The 21,643-nt window shown below is 37.5% G+C and carries 16 protein-coding genes and 1 pseudogene; 1 reads left to right on the top strand and 16 read right to left on the bottom strand.

Annotated elements, in window-relative coordinates:
• Window positions 1-5 precede the first annotated feature (5 nt).
• The 12 genes and pseudogenes from PVA17_RS03405 to PVA17_RS03350 form a co-directional block, all read right to left on the bottom strand.
• Window positions 6-851, bottom strand: a complete 846-nt coding sequence (locus PVA17_RS03405; protein WP_132357759.1) for an ABC transporter permease — start codon at window positions 849-851, stop codon at window positions 6-8.
• On the bottom strand, window positions 848-1,783 hold the full coding sequence (locus tag PVA17_RS03400; protein WP_132357761.1) for an ABC transporter ATP-binding protein: 936 nt from the start codon (window positions 1,781-1,783) through the stop codon (window positions 848-850). The genes PVA17_RS03405 and PVA17_RS03400 overlap by 4 nt, the downstream gene beginning before the upstream one ends.
• On the bottom strand, window positions 1,783-4,170 hold the full coding sequence (locus PVA17_RS03395; RefSeq protein ID WP_274066888.1) for a DUF7408 domain-containing protein: 2,388 nt from the start codon (window positions 4,168-4,170) through the stop codon (window positions 1,783-1,785). The genes PVA17_RS03400 and PVA17_RS03395 overlap by 1 nt, the downstream gene beginning before the upstream one ends.
• Window positions 4,171-4,512: 342 nt before the next feature.
• Window positions 4,513-5,406 carry a transcriptional regulator CcpC gene (locus tag PVA17_RS03390; protein ID WP_132357897.1) on the bottom strand — a complete coding sequence of 298 codons (894 nt, stop codon included), beginning with the start codon at window positions 5,404-5,406 and terminating at the stop codon, window positions 4,513-4,515.
• A gap of 68 nt (window positions 5,407-5,474) precedes the next feature.
• On the bottom strand, window positions 5,475-5,915 hold the full coding sequence (gene cbpB / locus PVA17_RS03385; protein WP_100543286.1) for a cyclic-di-AMP-binding protein CbpB: 441 nt from the start codon (window positions 5,913-5,915) through the stop codon (window positions 5,475-5,477).
• A gap of 246 nt (window positions 5,916-6,161) precedes the next feature.
• Window positions 6,162-6,401, bottom strand: coding sequence for a short-chain dehydrogenase (locus PVA17_RS03380; protein ID WP_132357765.1), 240 nt, complete (start codon window positions 6,399-6,401; stop codon window positions 6,162-6,164).
• Between the two features lie 135 nt (window positions 6,402-6,536).
• On the bottom strand, window positions 6,537-7,304 hold the full coding sequence (gene fadH, locus PVA17_RS03375) for a 2,4-dienoyl-CoA reductase (protein WP_274066887.1): 768 nt from the start codon (window positions 7,302-7,304) through the stop codon (window positions 6,537-6,539).
• A 483-nt stretch (window positions 7,305-7,787) separates the two neighbouring features.
• A complete protein-coding gene (locus tag PVA17_RS03370) occupies window positions 7,788-8,972 on the bottom strand; it encodes an iron-containing alcohol dehydrogenase (RefSeq protein WP_274066886.1) in 1,185 nt (394 codons plus the stop codon).
• Between the two features lie 16 nt (window positions 8,973-8,988).
• Window positions 8,989-9,749: pseudogene (locus PVA17_RS03365) on the bottom strand (3-hydroxybutyrate dehydrogenase).
• A gap of 11 nt (window positions 9,750-9,760) precedes the next feature.
• Window positions 9,761-11,077, bottom strand: a complete 1,317-nt coding sequence (locus PVA17_RS03360) for a GntP family permease (protein ID WP_274066885.1) — start codon at window positions 11,075-11,077, stop codon at window positions 9,761-9,763.
• Between the two features lie 64 nt (window positions 11,078-11,141).
• Window positions 11,142-12,662: a CoA-acylating methylmalonate-semialdehyde dehydrogenase gene (locus PVA17_RS03355; protein WP_274066884.1), complete on the bottom strand. Its 1,521-nt coding sequence runs from the start codon at window positions 12,660-12,662 to the stop codon at window positions 11,142-11,144.
• Window positions 12,663-12,677: 15 nt separating this feature from the next.
• Window positions 12,678-13,601 carry an NAD(P)-dependent oxidoreductase gene (locus PVA17_RS03350; RefSeq protein WP_274066883.1) on the bottom strand — a complete coding sequence of 308 codons (924 nt, stop codon included), beginning with the start codon at window positions 13,599-13,601 and terminating at the stop codon, window positions 12,678-12,680.
• A gap of 239 nt (window positions 13,602-13,840) precedes the next feature.
• On the opposite strand from PVA17_RS03350, the gene PVA17_RS03345 reads away from it, so the two are divergent.
• Window positions 13,841-14,455: a TetR/AcrR family transcriptional regulator gene (locus PVA17_RS03345; RefSeq protein ID WP_274066882.1), complete on the top strand. Its 615-nt coding sequence runs from the start codon at window positions 13,841-13,843 to the stop codon at window positions 14,453-14,455.
• A gap of 251 nt (window positions 14,456-14,706) precedes the next feature.
• On the opposite strand, the gene PVA17_RS03340 is transcribed toward PVA17_RS03345, so the two are convergent.
• From PVA17_RS03340 to PVA17_RS03325, 4 genes are all read right to left on the bottom strand, one after another.
• Window positions 14,707-16,710: a putative bifunctional diguanylate cyclase/phosphodiesterase gene (locus tag PVA17_RS03340; protein ID WP_132357781.1), complete on the bottom strand. Its 2,004-nt coding sequence runs from the start codon at window positions 16,708-16,710 to the stop codon at window positions 14,707-14,709.
• A gap of 29 nt (window positions 16,711-16,739) precedes the next feature.
• A complete protein-coding gene (locus PVA17_RS03335) occupies window positions 16,740-18,896 on the bottom strand; it encodes an RNA degradosome polyphosphate kinase (protein WP_274066881.1) in 2,157 nt (718 codons plus the stop codon).
• On the bottom strand, window positions 18,886-20,439 hold the full coding sequence (locus tag PVA17_RS03330) for a Ppx/GppA family phosphatase (RefSeq protein WP_274066880.1): 1,554 nt from the start codon (window positions 20,437-20,439) through the stop codon (window positions 18,886-18,888). Before PVA17_RS03330 ends, PVA17_RS03335 begins: the two co-directional genes overlap by 11 nt.
• 280 nt (window positions 20,440-20,719) lie before the next feature.
• Window positions 20,720-21,622, bottom strand: a complete 903-nt coding sequence (locus tag PVA17_RS03325; protein WP_132357787.1) for a chemotaxis protein — start codon at window positions 21,620-21,622, stop codon at window positions 20,720-20,722.
• Window positions 21,623-21,643 lie beyond the last annotated feature (21 nt).

Here is a 21,643-nt window from a genome sequence, read left to right as displayed (position 1 = left end):
CCTCCTTATCGATTACTTTTCATATTGGCACGTAATTTTCTAATCGCAATTGTTAAACAAACAACAATGATCAACGAATAAGCTATTAAATAACTAATCCATACAGGTAATTTCACGCCCGAAACTTGCACTAAAGCATCGCCCATGGATGATGAAGTAAGTGTAAGCATTAATGCACCTGGGTTAATAGCAGCCCAGAAGTAAGCCATATAAGAAGTACCAGTACCTGTGGTATTCCCCATTTGGTGGAAGGCCATCGATAAGAAGAAGAAAAACGCTGTAATACCTCCTAAAAAAATGATCGAACCGTACGTAGAAATCATCGCAACAATTGTCCGCTTTGTAATGGTTGAAAACATAACACCAATACTACCAATGGCTACAACTGTTAATAAATAAAATAAAAATATCGAGATTAATTGAGACGGTGATACGCCTCCAAATAAAAATACTAAACTATACAATGGTAACCCTGCGATAAGCATTAATACTAAAAATGCTACCGAGGATAGTAATTTTCCAATGATGATTTGAGTAGAGCTTTGTGTCGTTGTTAGTAAAATATTTAAAGTTTGCTTTTCCCTTTCGCTACTAATTGCACCAGCAGTTAAGCTCGGTGTAATGAAAAGAACAAGAGCCATCTGTAATATTGTTAACACTGCGAACATCATAAAGCTTGTGTCTGGTCTGAAGAATCCCTTGCCTGTAAACCCAGTCGTTATAAGCAAAAATCCTACGATAAAAATACAAATAACCGCTAAATAAAACATTAAACCTGAAAAGCTTTTAAAAGAACGGAAGCGTAACTTCAATTCTTTTACGAATACCGGGTTATAAAATCGTTCCATCATTGATTGTCCGCTCCCTTCGTAATCGCCATAAAGACATCCTCTAAATCTTTTTCCTCTTCGCTTAATGCATAAATAGGTAAATTCGCAAGTATTGCCTTTTTCAATAGTGCTACCTGATCGTCATCTGTTCCTCGGTAATTAAAGGCTATCTCTAAGCGATTATCCATTACATCTATAGAGGAGATCAGTGGATCCTCCTCCAAAAACGCACGTACCTCGTTTAAACGCTCCGTTACTTTTACTACGATACGCTTCTCCCCCTGTAGCTGTGCTTGAATGGAAGCTACATTGCCATGAGCGATAAGCTTACCATTATCAATTACACCGATTTCATCACACATTTCTGCAAGTTCAGGCAAAATATGTGAGGAGATTAAAATCGTTTTTCCCATAGCTTTTAAATTCCGTAAAATATCTCGCATTTCTACTCGAGCACGTGGATCCAAGCCTGAAGCAGGTTCATCTAAAATTAATACTTTTGGATCATGGATAAGGGCACGCGCTAAACAAAGACGCTGCTTCATTCCACGTGACAGTAAATCAACATATTCATGACGTTTATTCGTTAAATTCACGAGCTCTAGTAGCTGTGGAATAAGTACTTTTCGTTCAGCTGCCCCAATGCCGTAGCTGGCACCGTAAAAATCTAAGTATTCGTCTACTTTTAGTTGATCATAGACGCCAAAGAAATCCGGCATATAACCAATTTGTTTTCGAACTTCCTTTGGTTCCTTAATAACGCTTTTACCATTAATAATGGCATCACCTGAAGTTGGAGATAGCAACGTTGCTAAAATAGAGAATGTAGTCGATTTACCTGCCCCATTGGCACCTACAAAACCAAAGACAACCCCTTCCTCCAAAGATAGATTCAAATGATCTAGTGCTGTAAAGGAGCCGTACCTTTTCGTTAAATCACGAATTTCAATCATTATTTCGCCACTCCCTTCAGCTCTACATCTGGTAATTTTGTTTCCTCACCTATTTGATCTGGTCCGAATTTAATTTCAATCAGCAATTCATCATTTTCATTGAAGTATTTTTTAATGTTACCTGTAAACACCTGCTTCGCATCTACGAATGGCTCATAATTTTTCGTTTCGTTATTCCAAATTGATAGCTGTATGCGATCAATATCCTTATTTGAAACTGTCAGTTCGTTTAATGTTTGAACTGAATTCATAAACTTATCTGGCATCGCGATGGATACTTCATAGGAACCATCAGATAAGTGCCAAGTATTTAACTGTTCATCTACTTTTTCAGCATACGAATTAGGAGATAGTTGGTTTACTGAATACGTAAAGTTGTTACGTTTCATCGTAAATGGACCTGATAACTCAACTTTTCCTTCAAAAGGCTGAACAAAATAGGAAATCGGAGACATATTGGCACTTGTTTCTAGCTCAACCCCAGCAATTGCTTGGTCTGCCCATGCTGTAATGACAGGTTTTTTATCATCTTCTACAAGCGGTAATGCCATAGATTTCATACCCTCAATACGTGAAGGATTCACGTCTTCCTTCTTCGTTGGATAATTATTGAAATTGTAATTAGTAAAATTAGATGGTTTTTGTAGAACCGTTGCTTTTAGCTCTGTGTCGACTTTAAGTGTACCGTTCGCTTCAATGTCGCCAAGTTTAATTTCTTTAATGCCAGAAATTAACGTAACATCCTTTAAGGCAAACGGGAAATTGTTCTTAATTGTCCCAGTTAGCTTTTCATTATTTAACGTAATATCGATATCCATCTTCCCAAGATTATGTGCCGTTGACTTCCCTGCAAACGATTGCACAGACCAATAGCTTAAATCACGTAGTGTTAACGTTGAACCATTGGCATTGTCCTTAATATAGGATAATTCATGTAAATCCTCTCTTCCCCCTACGAAATTAATAGAATTTCGTAGCGCGACAGCACTTGTATTCTTATCTGCATTCACAACAAAATCACCACTACGATTTGTTAAAATGGACTCTACATAATAACCATTTACACTACTATCTTCATTTATTTTATAAAATGCAGATTGTTGAATTTGCGGTTGCCCAATTCGATCTTTTGCACCAAAAATAAATAGACCAATAGAAAACACAATTGATATCGCAGGAATGATCCACCATGCATGCTCACGTTTGTCTATTTTCTTTAAAATGAAATATAAAATAGGGCCAATTATTAAGATATATAAAATAATAACTATTAGCATATAGCTAACAGATACTTCAAACGAAGGGAATAATTCATTGATGTTACGCAGATCATATGAAATTTCATCCAGTGGTGACTGTCCATTTGCTATCGAAGCTTGTTGTGATATCTTTTGAATATTTATCAATTTTCCCACTAATGCTGGGTAGCCATCCATAGATGCAAGTGGTTGATCTCCTAAAGAAAAAGTTGTTTGAATAATTTCTCCACTGCCAACTTTTTTCTTAGACGCTAAAATCTTATTGCTATCTGTTAATACAGGAATACTTCCTTTATTTTCAGTTGCCCCATATATAGAAATAGGCTGTGTAAAAGTTCCTCCACCTGATAATTTTGATAGGCTATTTGCAGAAACAGATGTCATTTGCTCGGATAATGCCAGTGGTAAATAATCTTTGAAAATACCTGCTGTTGCAGTTAGCTGATCAGCAGCTCCTATTATTAATGTTCCACCATTCTGTACCCAATTTAATAAAGACTCTTGTTGCTTTTGCGATAAATCAGCAATAGCAATTTCATCGATAACCACAACATTCGCCATCGCAAATCCTTGTGGATCCTCTGGCAGTGTATAGTCCTTGATTTGCTTTACATTGAAAACTTCCACATTATTTTGAGAAGCTAATTGGGATAACCTCAAAAATGCTGATAAACGATCGCTTTTATCCGTTAATGTATAAATAAAAACTGATGAAGGATCTAAAAAGTTACCTTGTAGCTGTTTTGTTCCTTTATATGCAACCTTTTTTCCTTTTTCAATGCCTCCTTCATAAAATGCAAACACATCTGCATCCCAGGAATCGATACCTTCTAGATATATTTCAAATGTTTTTTCTTCTCCCGCAGCTATATCTATTGGAAGCACTTTAGCAGACGCAACTTGATAGGAATTGGCCGTATTGATGACCATGTCTCCAGAAAAATCTGTACCATTATTTTTTACTGTTATTTGAAGTGGCACAACTGATTGGTATTTTGCTTTACCTGCAATCCCTGCCTTAGCCTCTACGTCCAATGTAGCCGCTGCACTAGCCTGCTCCACAGGTAGAATAAAACTAATAATAAGCATGAATAACAGTATAAATACCGTAATATTCGTTTTTTTCAAAAACTCAACCCCTTTTTATGTAAATTGTTGGCTACATAATTATACGATTTAAATTGCATTTTGTTCCAATTCTTACGACATCTTCATGAATATTCATAAACTCTTAAGAATTAACTGATTACAAAATTTACGCATGTAAGTAAAGTGACGTCTAAGAAAAAGGTTTCACACACTGATTTGTGTATGAATCCTTTTTTCCCTTTGAAGGTGGATGTCGATAAAATTTAAAAGTTAGGTGATACGATAGTAAATTGGCGTGAGCCGCGTGAGTGAAGTGGCCCATCTTATCGACATTGTAAAAAAAGCAGCCCCAAGTGAATCGCTTGAGACTGCCTTGATATATTATTTTTTTTTCGTATAATCAAACAAACATCGCGCATGGTCTTGCACTACTTCTACAAAAGCCTCTACTTGCCGTAATTCAAATGAAGATTCATAGCCAATGAGCCAAGTATCACGCGTTATACCGAATTCTTTTTCGTTATTCGTTAACGCTATTTTATTAATACCATCATGATCATTTAAAGTAATGGAAGGTAAAATAGCATAACCAATGCCGTTCAATGCCATTTGCTTACAAATTTCAATTTGATCAACTAAAATTTGCTTTCGTGGATTTGAAGCGAAATGCTGTTGCCACCATTGTTGAATTTCCTGATAGTAATTGGAATCACTTTTATATTGTATAAAAGGTCGGTCTGTCGTCAAGACATCTTCTATAGTTTTTAGCTCTTGATCTACTAAATAAAGGGTGTCACGAAATAGGTGGATTTTTTCCCCCTTCCAATCAACCTGCCCACGCACAATCCCTATATGAGCCTCACCTTCATAAAGCGCTTTTACTATTTCAGAGCTCCAGCCAGTCATAAGAGAGATTTTTGCATCAGGATATTTCGATACAAAATCCTTTAATATTATCGGAAGCCAGTTTTGGCCGACAATCGATGCACAGGCGATTTTCAATGTCCCGTTTACTTTCGTCGTTAGCGATTGGATTGTTTCAAATATCTCTTCTTTTTTGCTGAGCATTTCAGTTGCATAGGCAATAATAAGCTCTCCAGCAGGTGTCGCCGTAAGTCCTTTTTGCGAACGAATAAATAACTGCGCACCCCAATCCTTTTCAATAGTCTGCAACCGTTGTGAAAGTGCTGGTTGAGATAAAAATAACCGTTCTGCTGCTTTACGCATATTACGCTCCTCTGCTAGTACTTTTAAAATTTCAGCCTCCGTTGCCATCAATCAGTAAACCTCCGATACAAGCAAAGAGGGCCTCATGATTTTCATCTGAGTCCCCTCTTAAACTACTACTCTTTTTGATAAATATATTTTTTCAATTGCTTTAATATAACACGTCTCGTTAAAATTCCCGCAAATGTTCCTTCTTCGTCCACAACACATAAAAAGGCGTGATTAATAACTAAGTCGAGCGCTCGCTGAAAAGTATCCGTCAACTTTAATACAGCAATATCCTTCTCCATTATTGTATCCACTTTAATATCGGGTAGCTTTTCATATTCAATATGTTCTAGTCCAAGAATGGATTCAGTAATCATTTTCATACTTAGTAAACCTTGAAGTCGATATTTCAAATCTAAAACAGGTATCGATGAATACCCTGTACGTGTAAGTACTAAGAGTGCATGTTCCGCACTATTTCCACTTTGTACATGCGCAACCTTTTCAGATGAAATAATAAAATCACTAATTGGCATTGCTAATAAGTCTTTGCTGTTAGTTGAAATCATGAACTTCTTCTCCTTTTCTGTCCTCGCTTTGCAGAACAGGATGCTTCCCTTTTATCATATCATAACTATTCCTTTTATGACCACGACAAGGTCGAGAAGAGTTTTGATAAAGCAACGAATTATTTTAGCATTTTGAACAAAACTAAGTATCGAAAGTGCATATATACGAGGGTATTTGAGGGCGATGGAGATATATCTTCATTCAGCCTTATTTATGAATATAAACTGAATGAAGATATTATTTACTTAATATCCAGCCTTACTCCAGTAATAAAAAATCATTATTCCTAAAAAGAGTAAAAAAATGATGTATACCCAAACAACTGGGTTGAGCATCGTCGCATACTCTTCAACGGTTTCAGAAATCGGTGTATCGTTTTCTGATTTCCGTTTAGACGTCATTTTAGCAATTTTCAGCGTCGACACAAGTGAAATGGCAGAAATAATCGTAATGGCAATAAGAGCCGGTATTAACCACATACCCATTCGGCAAAACTCCTTTCTTTACCCTTAGTATGCGTCAACCCGGCTCTCCATTATGCAAAGTTTTTGTTATCAATTAGCCTCTACAAAATAACAGCTGTCACTTCGCTTCCGCTACAGAAAAAAATGCTAAACAAGTTAGAATGGATACTGATTAAGCCATTGCCCGCCATCAAGTGTCACACATTCACCGTTCATATAGCTTGCTTTATTAGACATTATAAATGTAGCTAAATCTGCAATTTCTTCAGGAGTACCTATCCGGCCTAATGGAACAGAGTCTAACGTACGAGCAGCTGCAGCCTCTGATTCCCATAGCCTTTCCGCACCACCTGTACGCTCAATTGGACCAGGAGCAATTGCATTTACCCGAATGCCATATTGTTTCCCCCATTCAACAGCTAACGTTCGAGTTAATGACAATACACCTGCTTTAGCTGCTGCCGAATGAATAACACCAGCACCTGCGTTCCATGCGTATGTTGCAACCATATTAAGAATAGATCCCTTTATATTATTTTGAATCCAGTACTTACCGACTGCCGAAGAACAAAAGAATGTTCCATTTAAAACAATATCAATAACAGTCTTCCAACCATTTGGTGATAAATCCTCTGCATGCACTATAAAATTTCCAGCTGCATTATTCACAAGCCCATCAACTTGTCCAAACTTTTCAACAGCAAATGCTAGCATTGCCTCTGCATGCTCAGGTACTCGAACATCCATTCGGAACGTTTCAATCGTTTTTCCAGCCTCTAATATAAAGGCTTTCGCCTCTGCTAATCGCTCCTCGTTACGACCTGTAATGACAACATTTGCCCCTTCAGCAACAAATTTCTTTGCCATATAAAGCCCCATACCATTTGATCCACCCGTTATAATAATTGTTTGCCCCTGCAACATACGATTTCCCCCTTAAAAAATGAATAGTGATTCATATAAATATTACTATATTTTCTCGTATATGTCATATTATTTCTTCAAAACAATTGGGGCAGTCCTATTAGCAGAGATTCTTAAGTTGTGAGCGTATTTTACTGACGCGCTGTTTTCGCTTCTTGATTACTCGCTCTAGTGGCTTCCTTTGCAATAGTAACTTTCCAAAAAACGATAGTGGTGCTATCTCTGACACCATTTTTTTGATATTCTTTAACATTGACCAAATGCTCTCTTGATCCTCAGTGTTGAAGAAAGAATTATAAATGTTAATAAGGTTTGAATATGGTTCATGGGGGACATTCTAGTAAGCCATCTGTGGTTAGAAAAAGGCGATTTTCTAGCCTATTCCCCCTCACTCTGTTCAAATCTTTTAACATAATCAATAAAAAAAGAGTTACACATTAAATATGATTTGTAACCCTTTTTTAGACAGTTCTGTTCGAAATTTTAAAACTCATAATGAAAGGCTATTTTATAAAGCTCCATTAGCTCTTCCTGTGTCGGAACCTTAGGATTATTTCCAGGGCTACCGCTAGCAATTGCATCAGCTGTCATTTTTGGAATAGCAGCGTAAAAGGCTTGTTCTTCAATTCCCCACTGTTTTAAATTCCCTATATCCATCTTCTTGCACATTCCCTTTATCGAAACAATGGCTAAATCGGCAAGCTCCTCTTGAGATAAATGCTCATTATCTCTATTAAAAAATTTACCTAAATCCGCTAGTCGATCGACACAAGCATCCTTTGAAAATTCTAATACTGCTGGTAAAAGCATGGCATTTGAAATACCGTGGGGCACATGGAATAACGCTCCAATTGGACGAGACATGCCATGTACTAAAGCAACAGAGGCATTTGAAAACGAAAGACCTGCTTGCATTGAGCCTAGCGACATCGCTTCCCTCGCTTCAATATCGTTACCTTGCTCATAAACTTTTAAAATATTATTAACGATTAACTCCATGGCTGATAGTGCCAGTACATTTGAATAAGGATGTGCTAAACGAGATAAATAACTTTCAATAGCATGACTTAATGCATCGATACCAGTCGCTGCTGTGATAGCGGGTGGAGAGGTAACCGTTAAAATCGGATCTACAATGGCGATGGTTGGCATAAATACAGGTTGCTTTATCATCATCTTCACATCATTTTTAGTATTCGTAATAACTGTTGCATCCGTGGCTTCCGAACCAGTGCCAGCCGTTGTTGGTATCGCAATATGTGGGATTGGTGCTTGCTCAGCTATTTTTGCCATTTTCATATAATCACCAATGTAGCCACCATTCGTTGCAACTACTGCGATTGCTTTTCCTGTATCGATACAGCTTCCACCACCGACGGAAATAATAATATCGCAGCCCTCGGATTGTAATTTATGAAGCCCCTCCGCTACATACGTATCTACTGGTTCCGTTGTTACGCCTAAATATGAAATCGCTTCTAAACCACTAGCTCTTAACAAAGCACTACATTGATGAACAAAGCCTAAACTATCCATTATTGGATCACTAATGATAAGAGCCTTAGTCCCCAATTTTTTTGCATAATCGCCTACTTCTTCAAAAGAATCGCGTCCATAAACGATCGTTCCTGGCGAATGAACCGTATAGATTGTTTTTGTTTGAATCATATCTAATCCCCCTAAGCTATTGTGCTGTATAACCGCCATCCAAAAGTATTGCTTGACCTGTTATACCCTTCGCGATATCACTTGCCAAATAAAGTGCTAGCCCCGTAACTTCCGATACATCTAGTAAACGTTTTGAGGAACGAGTGGATAAAGCACTTGCTCAAGCACTTCTTCTACGTGAATTCCCCTTGTTTTTGCCAAATCCGTAAACTGATTACGTACTAATTCTGTATCGACATACCCTGGACAAATCGCATTCACGGTTATCCCTTCAGTTGCAACCTCTAGTGCCGCCACTTTCGTTAAACCAACTAGCCCATGTTTGGCAGCATTGTAGCCTGCTTTACCTGCAAACCCAATAACGCCATTAATGGATGCCATATTAATAATGCGTCCAAACTTATTTTTCTTCATATGTGGTAAGACATATTTCATTGCTATAAAAGGTGCAACAAGCATCACTTTTTGCATGGATTCGAAGATTTCTGTCGCGAAGTCCTCTATAAGAGCAACATGCTGAAACCCAGCGTTGTTAATTAAAATATCGATTGTCTTAAACTTTTTAACAGTAAAGTCAATCGCATCACAAATTGCTTGTTCATTCGTAACATCACATGTGTATGCTGTTAATTGCGGATAGTGTTTAATTGCCTCCGCTAAAAGCTGTTCATGAATATCTGTTATCACGACATTCGCTCCCTGCTCAGCAAACGCTAGTGCCATGGATAACCCGATACCACGGGCTGCACCTGTAATAAAAACTGTTTTTCCTTTCACGCTTAGCCCCCCTACATTCCTAGTGAGAATAATATAATAGCCAGAATTGTACCTATTATAGGTATAATGACGGTTAAGGCACCAAATGGCATATAAGCATCTTTATGCTTTTCATTACATACAGAATTGATAGTTGTCACTACATAACCACCATGAGGTAATGAATCGAGGGATCCCGATGCAATAGCAATTGTACGATGTAATGCCTCCGTATCTACTCCCATATCAATATAGTGCGGAGCAAGTAAAGGCATGGCAATTGTTTGTCCGCCCGAAGCCGAGCCTGTTAATCCTGCTATTACAGCAATGGCTAATGCACCACCAATTAATGGACTTCCAGGAATATTTGTCATGACGTCAACTGTTGCCACAAATGAAGGAGTAGCTTTTACTACACCACCAAAACCAACCACTGCTGCTGTATTAGCAATTGCTACAACGGCACCCATAGCGCCAGCTGCTAGTGTTGCTCCGACAGGTTTTGAATATTTAGAGCTCACTAAATAAGCCGTTATACATCCACCCGTTAATGCTACAATTAAAGCTGAAGTTCCAAGAGAATCATGGAACACAAAGGAAATACCTAAAACTACTAATAGAGGCACAAGACTTAGAATTGGACTCGGAAGCTTACGAGATTCATCAACTACTGGATCATTAGATCGTTCAATAAATACTTCTCCGCTTTTTACTGCACGTTTAATCATCCAATTTAGCCACGCTGATCCACCAATTGCCATAAAAATTGCAACAACTATACTTACTTCCCATCCAGCATATGGCGTTGTATAAAGGTATGGAATAGGAATCCAGTTTTGAATTTCCGGTGAACCTGCTGAGGTCATCGTAAACGTTACAGAGCCTAACCCTAATGCAGCAGGAATAAAGCGCCGAGGAAAATTAGCTTCCTTGAATAAACTAATAGCCATTGGATATACGGAAAAGGCTACGATAAACACCGAGACACCGCCATACGTTAGTACAGCTGCGGCAAGTACTACTGCATAGGCTGCATATTTCACTCCAATTTTTTCTACAATCCATTTAGAAACACTATCCGCTGCTCCCGTATCTTCCATTACCTTTCCGAAAATGGCTCCTGCCATAAACATTAAATACCATGAGCCGACGAATCCAGTGAACCCATCCATATAACTTGTTAAGAAGTTAGCTTGATTCTCATCTGCTGTTTGTGGAAAAAATGCTAGACCATTCGTTATGGCCGCTAGCAATGCAGTCAATGGTGCTGAAATCAGTAAATTTACGCCTCTCATCGTTAAATACACAAGTAACGCTAAACTACCAAAAAGCCCAATGTATTCTAACATCCCATCCCCCTCTTATTCTTTTAGAAAAAAAGAGCTGCACGTGAATACAGCTCTTCATTTGGTATTAGTCGTTATTACTAGGAAATGCAAACGTCGATGCTGTCGAAGCATGCCCTGTCATCCAACGCTCTGATATTGTTTTTGTTTTTGTGAAGAAGCGTGCTTGATCTGGACCAAACATATGCCCCTCTCCAAAACGGGAGCCTTTAAATCCAGCAAAGTTATGGTAGCCTACCGGGATTGGAATTGGTACATTCACACCCACCATTCCAACATCGATTTCTGTTGTAAATTTACGAGCTGCTAAACCGTCATTCGTAAAAATGGTTACCCCATTTCCAAGCTCATGCTTATTAATAAGTTGGATTGCTTCGTCCAGCGAATCAACACGTACAACATTTCGCGCTGGACCAAATATTTCTTGTTCATAAATTTCCATACCTGGTTTTACGTTATCTAACAATGTTGGCCCTACAAAGAATCCTTTTGAATCTTTGACAATATCAAGTTCACGACCATCACAGACAACTGTTGCCCCTTCAGACTCTCCCCGATTGATCGCAGCAATAATCGCTTCCTTCGATTGCTGTGAAATGACAGGGCCAAAGTCTGTTTCAGGATTTGTATAAGAGCCTACCTTCAAATTAGCGATTTTCTCCTTTAATATTGCAACAAGACGATCTGCAGTTTCCTTTCCAACAGGCATAATCGTAGAAATAGCCATACAACGTTGAGAGGCTGCTCCATATGCTGCTCCAATAAACGCATTTGCTACCTGATCCAGATCTGCATCAGGCATAACAACCATATGGTTTTTTCCTCCACCAAGTGCTGTGACACGTTTACCGTATTTCGAGCCCGTTTCATAAATATATTTGGCAACTGGTGTCGACCCTACAAATGAAATTGCTTCCACACTCGGGTTTTTTAATAGTTCATTTACTGCATCTTTATCTCCATTTACTACCGTCCAAATACCATCTGGTAACCCAGCCTTTTTCCAAAGCTCGCTAACAAATAAAGCAGTCATAGGAACACGTTCGGAAGCTTTTAAAATAACTGCATTCCCGACAGCAATTGCCATACTTGTTTGCGCTAAAGGCACCATGATTGGGAAGTTAAATGGCGAAATAGCTGCTACAACCCCTAATGGATATTTTGCAGAGTAGGCATTAATGTCACCACCAACATTAACGGAGTACTCTCCCTTCATGAAATGAGGTGCATTGATAGCTAAGTCAACAGACTCTATTCCGCGTGTAATTTCACCTTTCGCATCCTCGATTGTTTTACCGCTTTCTGTACAAATAATTTGTAAAAGCTCCTCCATATTGTCAGTTATAAGATTACGGAACTTTAATACAATGTCGGCACGTTTAGCTACTGACGTATCTCTCCATTGTGGAAATGCTGCCTGTGCTTTATCGATTGCCTCTCGAGTTTCCTCTACAGTAGCAAGTGGCACCTTGGCAATGACCTCACCCGTCGTTGGATTAAATACTGAACCGAAGCGTCCGCTTTTCCCTTCTACTAGTTCTCCACCAATAAAGTGCGTTAAAGTTTTAACCTCTTGTGCTGTCGTCATACTTCTAGTCCCCCTTTATATTTGTTCAATTTTACATTGTTCTTTTAAACTTAAATAAGCTGCAGACATATCATGTTCTCCATAGCCCTGCTGAGTAATATCACGATAAAGATCCACTAATTTTTCCCCAATTCGAAGTGGTACCCCTGCTTCTTCTGCCATATCTTGCGCTAGCTTCAAATCTTTTAATAATAGATTTGTAGAAAAGCCTGGCTGATAGTTGTCATTTTTCATGTATTCTAAATAATTACGCTCATAAATACGGCTTTGACCATAACTATTACTTAATACTTCATACAGCGTATCTGCATGAATACCCATCTTTTCACCAAGCACGATTGTTTCAGCGACTGCTTCTGTATAGAATCCAATCATTAAATTATTGAGTAATTTAATACGTGTACCTACACTTGGGGATGTACCTAAATGGAAAATGTTTTTTCCTACTATTCGGAATATTTCAGAGCCAGCTTGATAATTTTCTTCTTCACCACCAACCATTATCGTAAGTGTTGCATGAATAGCCCCTATAACACCCCCACTAACAGGTGCCCCAAGATAACGTAATCCTAATGATTGTGCTTCCTTATATAAGGAATCATTCAATTCGGGATTTACCGTACTAAAGTCTATTAATAAACTTCCTTTCTTAGCATGGTGCATTATACCCTGTTCAGCTTTATATACTTGTTCCACTACTTGTGGTGTCGGCAAGCTCGTCATAATAATATCACTTTGCTCAGCAACCTCCTTTGCTGTTGGAAGCCCAACTCCACCTTCTTTTTTAAATTGCTCCACTGCTTGTGAATTCGTATCAAAGCCATATACCTTATAGCCAGCCTTTAATAAATTGACTGACATCGGTAACCCCATATTGCCTAAACCGATAAAACCTAATTTCTCCGTCATTGTTGACCTCCCCCTAACTTGAAAATTCAATGAACACTAGCCAAACTCTACACTTTTATCGTAACATTAATAACGAGATTTATTGATTGACCGCAGTCATTGACCGCGGTCAATTAAATCATAATCAAAATAAATCCATCTCGTCAATTAAAAAATTTATATTTTCAGAATATTTTTCATTGAAAATATGTTAAGGAGTTGCCAGTCTTTAACAACTGTCATCCACAACATTTGGTGATGAGCCTTAAAAATGGAGGTAAAATCAAAAGATGAATTCATTAACTAGTCGACAATTAAAGGCATTAGAAACACGTGAAAAATTACTCAAAGTCTCATTAGATTTATTTAATAAACATGGATTCGAGCATGTATCTGTTGAGCAAATTACTAAAGCATGTAATGTATCAAAAGGAACATTTTACACACATTTTCCATCCAAGTACGATGTTATTTTAGAAAAGTTTAAAGAGCTAGATAGTTTTTATGGCTCTGTGGAAAAAAATATTGATCGTACATTGCCGCCAAGTGAAAAAATTTTATTGCTGTATAAAGAACAAATGAAGTATTTAACTAATGTTGTTGGCAAAGATTTATTACGAACAGTGTATACTGCTGCGATGACGAATCAAGTGGAACAAGATCATTATTTAATTAATCCACAAAGAATGATTTTCCAAATTATGAACACGTATATCGAAGAAGGTATTCAACTTGGCGAGTTTCGGCAAGATTTAGAAGTGAGTCAAATTCAAGCAATTATTCAGCGTTGTATGCGTGCCAATGTTTATGATTGGTTAATCCATAATGAAGACTTCGATTTATCAGCAGAAATGGTGCAATTTACAGCTATTGTGTTAGATGGATTGAAAGTAGCATATAAATAGCTAATAGTGTTTGCTAATGCGGATGCTTATTGCACTCGGGTGAAGTCATTTTCTAATCCGACTGTAGCTCCGTTCATTCAAGTTGCCCGAAAAACTGCGGGTAAAGCCACTATTCGATCGGATAGCTAGGAGATTTGTTTAGGGATGACCCTTTTTTGCTCGGGTTGAACGGTGGTGGAGTGATCTGGTCAAACGCTAAAAAAGTAGCACTTCATCCAATTCACGATGAAGTGCTACTTGACTTGTTGACATTAGCTGACAAAATATTTATTAACAATCGTTTCTACAGGTAATGGCTTGTTATATAAAAAGCCTTGGCCTTTTTGGCAACAATGACGTTTTAGGAAATCAACCTGTGATGGCTCCTCGATCCCTTCAGCAATGACCTCTAATCCCAAGTTATGAGACATTGAAATAATGGCCTTAATAATTGCCTCATTTTTATCATCTTTCGTAATATCAGCTATAAATGATTGATCAATTTTTATGATATCTATCGGATAACGCTTTAAATAGCTTAAAGATGAATAGCCTGTCCCAAAATCATCAACCGAAACATAAACACCTAATTGCTTCAATTCGGTTAAAATTGAAAATGTTTCATGAACATTTGTCATGGAGCTTTCGGTAATTTCCACCTCTAATAATTCAGGTGGCACATTATACTTTTTCAAGGCCGTTTTAATTTTCCGAGCAAAGTTCTCTTTCCTAAATTGCTTTGGTGAAATATTGATGGCAATTCGCACTGGTCGATAGCCCTTCATCTGCCACTCTTTTTGATAGCGACATACCTCGTCAATAATCCAATCACCGATTTCAATTATTAAGCCGGATGCCTCCGCAATAGGGATAAACTGTGCAGGAGACACAAAGCCAAATTTTCGATTATTCCATCGTAATAATGCCTCAAAACTATTGATGCTGTTATTCATTAAATCCATTTGTGGCTGTAAATGGATACTTAGCTCATTAAATTCGATAGCACGGCGTAAATGGGCCTCCATTAGCGCTTCATTTGGAAAAATAGTTGTCATATCTTCACGATAGTAACGGTAATGTGAACGTCCATGCTCTTTTACAGAAAACAATGCTTTATCTGCTTTACGTACAAGTGTTTCTAAATCCTTGCCATCTGCTGGACTGAGTGAAATACCAATTGACACGCTAATAAAGTATTCCTGCCCATCAATCATAAATGGTTGCTTTAATGTGTCTAAAATAGCATTTGCCGTAAGTTCAATTTTGTTGACGGTTGCATCTTTTAACACAAAAATAAATTCATCGCTATTATAACGATAAAGCGAGCATTTGGAATAACAGAGCTCACGAAGTCTATGGCTAAACATTCGCATAAGTTCATCACCCTTACTTTCACCAAGGGATTCATTAAACTTTTTAAAGCGATCAATATCCACTAAAATAATAGCCGCTTGCTTATTATGCTTTTTACCATTTAAATGCTGAAGCCAATGTTCCTTAAAAGCCTTGCGGTTCCAAATACCCGTTAATTCATCCATTAATGCTAGGTAATAAAAGGCCTCATGATCATTCATAAATGAAGTGGCCTCTTTCACAAATAAGTGCACACCTAAAATTTCACCATTAAAGTACGTTGGATGCGTTCTTAAATAAAATGGTTCTTTACTAAGCAATTGACCTTTAAACATACATTGGGGCATACCAAATGCTGAGCCCTCAATAGTTTTTGCAAATAATAATTTAAATTCGTTGATATACTTACTCTCTAATAATGAAAAAATATTTTGCCCTATCAAGCTTTGATGTTCTTTAGACAATAGAGAAGTGGCAACAACGTTTTGGTGAATAATGCGACCTTGTAAATCAGTTGTTAATACCGGACTTACATGCTGTTCCACAAATTGCAAATACGGTTCTACCTCATTCTGTTTCTCCCGTAGAATAACGGCTATCACTGATTTTTCTAAGGGCTGTATACGAACAATAAATGTTTTTACTGTGTGCTCCGTACGTTCCTTTAGACTTTGGTCTTTATTAAATTCTTGTTGTATTATTTTTGATAATTGTAGCCAACATTGCTCCGTAAAAAATTGTTCTGCGTTGGTGGCTTTCACATCTTGTAGCTTAATAAATGACGGTAGCTTTTCGTTAAAATTTACGACTTCAAACGCTTTTGTATCAACTTTTTTTAAACATACGATTGCATCAAATGGGTTGAGCTGTATGCATTGATGATAGTCTGCAAATTGCGCTACACTCTCTTTATATTTTTTCATTATATCCCTCACTAAGTAGCGTGTTTGCTTTATTCTTCGTCTAGCGTAGGTTTTAGTGCATCCTTTAGGAAAATTTCCTGACTATTAATTGGATCTGCACCACGGTCAAACTCTTTATAATGATATTTCCCATTGGAGTCTTGAATCCGAGCTTTTGCTGTATCCTTAAGTTGTGTATTCATGATGTTAATAATACGAGCTTTTGCTTCGCTTGCATATACAGGGAATAAAATTTCCACGCGTTTAATCATATTACGAGTCATCATATCCGCAGAAGATAAGTATACTTTATTTTCCCCATTATGATGGAACCAATAAATACGAGAATGCTCAAGGAAACGACCAACAATACTCGTTACTGTTATGTTTTCACTAATTCCAGGGATGCCTGGTCGAATGCAACAAATCCCACGAATGATAAGCTCTACTTTCACACCTGCAATCGACGCCTCATACAGCTTCATCATTAAGTCTTTGTCCGTTAGTGAATTCATTTTAGCTCGAATAAAACCATTCCCATGCTTTTTATGACAAGCAATTTCTTCATCCATTAATCGAATAAATTCATCTCGAATATCAAATGGCGCCACGACTAAATGATTAAAAGTTGGCTTTTCTGTATAACCGCTTAAATAATTAAAGAAGTTAGTAGCATCAATGCCAAATTCCTTATCTGTTGTTATTATACCCATATCTGTATAAATTTTTGCAGTTGCATCATTATAATTTCCTGTCCCAAGATGTACAAAACGTTCAATTTTTCCATTTCGACGACTTACAACAAGCGTTATTTTCGAGTGAGTTTTTAAGTTATTCATACCGTAAATGACTAGGCAGCCCGCTTGCTCAAGTTGCTTTGCCCAATGCACATTATTTTCTTCATCAAAACGTGCCTTCAATTCAACTAACACTGTTACCTGTTTACCATTTTCCGCAGCGAACTTTAATGCTTGTATAATAGGTGAGTTCCCACTAACACGATACAATGTTTGTTTAATCGCTAAGACGTTCGGATTAACGGCCGCTTCTGAGATAAAATCTACAATTGGCGCAAATGACTCATATGGGTGATGGAAAAATATATCTTGTTGCAGAGCTTTTTCAAAAATATTTTCATCCGATTGCAAATCTAATGGTGGCTGTGGAATAAAGCTTTCATATTCTAAATGTTCCCGACCAACCGATATGCCTTTTACAAACGAGAACATAAATGTTAAATCTAGCGGTCCATTGATATGAAAAACATCCGTTTCTTCAATTTCAAATTCTTCTAGTAAGTATGTAAGAACTTCCTCGCTCATCTCGCCCTCACGAACTTCTAGACGGCTCCCTACACCCCATTTACGTTTTTTCAACTCTTTTTCAATTTCTACAAGTAAATCTCTTGCTCCTTCCTCATGAATCGTTAAATCAGCATTACGTGTCAAACGGAAAGCCTGTGCAGATTTGACACTGTAACCATAAAAGAGCTTCTCGATATGCGCTACAATCACGTCTTCTAATAAGACAATAACTGTCTCTCCATCTGCTGATGGTACTTTAATATAACGATCTAAGACGGATGGAACTTGTACGATCGCTATCTTTTCACGATTTTCTGAGTCGGCTTCATTTTGCTCTAATAATACAAGTAAGTTTAAAGTTTTACCAAGTAAGGTCGGGAAGGGACGATAAGCATCTACAGCTACGGGTGTTAAAACAGGGAAGATTGTTTCTGCAAACATTTCATTGACGAATGCTTTCTGTGTGCTATTTAAGTCTTTCATGTCTGCAATATGTACATTATGTTGTGGTAATAAATCATATATTAAATGTCTATATACTTCAGTTTGTCGGCGCACTAATGCCTGAGTTCGTTCTGCAATTTTTGCTAATTGTTCTTTTGGTGTTAAGCCTGACTTATTTTCAGGCTTATGGAAACCTGCACGTACCTGATCCTGTAGACCCGCAACACGCACCATAAAAAATTCATCTAGATTCGAGCTAAATATCGCCAAAAATTTCAACCGTTCTAACAGAGGATTGTTGCTATCCTCTGCTTCCTCTAAAACTCGTTCGTTGAAGGCTAACCAGCTTAATTCACGATTATTATAGTATTGCGGCTTAGCGATTTCCTCTAGTAAACGACCTTGTGCTTCTGTTAAATTTCCTTCACCTAACTCATTATTCGTAACTTCAGTTGTCATAATTGTTCAACCCTTCTTCAATAAAGTTTATTTTTATAGGTATTTTTAGTGCGCGTTCTAGATGTTTTTTATGTCGATTTGCTTGATATTTTTCAGCAGCCGCATTATGTTTCACATAGATGTTAAGCTGAACATAATCCTCTTTTGTTTGCATCTTAATGGAACGTACTATCTTTCTTTTAGATACATTTAACGCATAGACAAATTTTAAAAGTGCGCCAAAGTCTCGTATTTTACGATACTCCTCACGACTCATCCATTCTGTAAAAGGAGCAGCGAATAGCTGAAAATAATCTTTATTTTTATACGAGGCTAAAAGTGCTAATTTCACACGCTCTTTATGATTTAGCCCATCGATTGATTGGTTCGCAATTAAATAAAAGGTATGCTGACTCGCCGAACTTAACTCAATATACTCCCCTATATTAAAAACCTTTGCCGCTTTCGCCAATAATTGCAAATCTTTTGGATTATGTTGTAAATAACCGAAGCGACAGCATTCACGGTACAATTGATCCGTTAATCGCGTCAAATAGTCCACTTCTGTTTCAGTTCGACCATACTGACGAGCCAATCTTTTAGCGTTTCCCTCAAACACATTGTATTTATCAAACGCCCTTTTATCTGTTTGCAAAATACGCTGTATAATGAGTCCTTCTCGCAAACCTTTCTTTGTTATTTGGAACAGCTTACTGCCGACGACCTCCATTAACACATTGAAAACCTCTAGTGCAGGAGCGATGATGTCCGCACGATCTGCCGAAAGCCCATCTAACTGCTTCAATTCACTAAAACTTAAACTACCTAAAAACATACTGAGCTCAACTAAATTTTCCTTAGTCATTTCGTAGCCATGTACACTTGCTATTGGATATGCATGTTTTTGCTGATGAATTTGAGCAACATTTCGAGCGCTTCCACCAATGGCGATAATCGGTAAACCGATATCCTGAATCCATGGAAGTGATTTGAACTGTTCTTTCACAAATGCAATGAGTTCCTTTTTTTCACTACCATTCATAATGTCGCCCTTTACAAAACGTTGCTTTAAAGAAACTGTACCAAAAGGAAAACTATAAGATTTCTGTAGTTCTTTATTTTCAAAAAGCGTTATTTCTGTACTACCACCACCAATATCAATCGTTACAGCAGACTTCGTGCCTATTGAATGCGCTACAGCAACAAAGCCATAATAGGCCTCTTCTTCTTCAGATAATAGCTCTATTTGAATGCCTGTTCGTTCTTTCATGACGGTAATAATTTTTGCTCTATTTGTTGCCTGACGGATTGCAGCTGTTGCAGCAGCTTTAACATCAATCACCTCAAAATCATCGAGCATTGCTTTATAAGTCAATAATGTTTCTGTTAATACTTGTATACCTTCTTCAGACATTTCACCAGAGGGCTGTAAATATGTACGTAACCGTGCAACTGTTTTAATATTTCCAATCTCACGAAGTCCCTCTTCTTTATCGTATTGATACAATACTAATCGGATAGTGTTAGAGCCAATATCGATGATAGCCGTTTTTAAATCATTCAAATAATCACTTCCTTAACGCGTACATTCATTTTTAGCCTCTTCGGTCTGTAGATACAAAGCTGTGGGCTCTTAGCTTGCCAGTGTCATGATACTCACGTCAAAGTTTTATAGACAAGTTGACCCTTATTATTTTGTTCCAAGCATCATTTATCTATACAAAAAAGCCGGAGCCTAAAAGGCATCCGACTTCTTAAAATTATGAATATACTTTCAGGATACCCATTATTATTATTGTGAAGTACCTTAATCTTTATTGTTAAACCCTGAGAAAAACTTATTTTTATAAGATAAGTTGATCTATACGTAAAATAAGCTCCGCAATTTCAGGCTTACTAATTTGATCCTCTGCACCTACTTGGTCACCTTTATGACGAAGATCATCCGTAATTAAGCTTGAGAAAATAATAACTGGAAGCTTTTGAAGGTCAGGATGCTCTTTTATTTTACGTGTTAAATGATGCCCATCCATTTGTGGCATTTCAATGTCTGTCACAACTAATTGAATATGCTCGGCTACTTCGTTACCACCTTTGACGATAGTTTCGAGATATTCATAAGCATCACGTCCATTTTCAAAGAATTCAACATTCGCATAACCTGCCTCATTCATAGTATCGAATAAGAGCTTACGTAGTAACGGTGAATCTTCAGCAATTAAAATTCGTTTTTCAGAACGCTCACGTTTACCGAGCTTTTTAACGGATTCTACACTAATACCAGAATCCGGATTTATATCCACCATAATTCTTTCGAAATCTAGTAATAAAATCATCTGTTCATTTTGCTTAATAACACCAATTACTTGTGATGTTCCTCCTTGATACATATCAGAAGGTTTCTCGATTTGATCCCATGAAATACGGTGGATCTGCGTTACATTATCTACATGGAATACTACGCGCTGTTTATTAAACTCAGCTACAATATATTTTTGCTGAGGACTACGCTCTGCCTTTTGAATCCCTAATACTCGGAGCATATCAACTACTGGTAAAACCTCACCTCGTAATTGAATTATCCCTTCTACATGCGGGTGCGCGTGTGGAATAAATGTTACTGGAATCGGTTGAATGATTTCCTTTACTTTAATAACGTTAATACCAAATTTATTGTTCGCTACTTCAAATTCAACAATTTCTAGCTCATTAGTGCCACTTTCTAACAATATACCTTTATGTTCCAAAGCAACCCCGCTCCTTTCTCC

The sequence above is a fragment of the Lysinibacillus sp. CNPSo 3705 genome (genome assembly GCF_028674935.1).
Lineage (GTDB): Bacteria > Bacillota > Bacilli > Bacillales_A > Planococcaceae > Lysinibacillus.
This window is presented reverse-complemented; position numbering and strand designations above follow the sequence as displayed.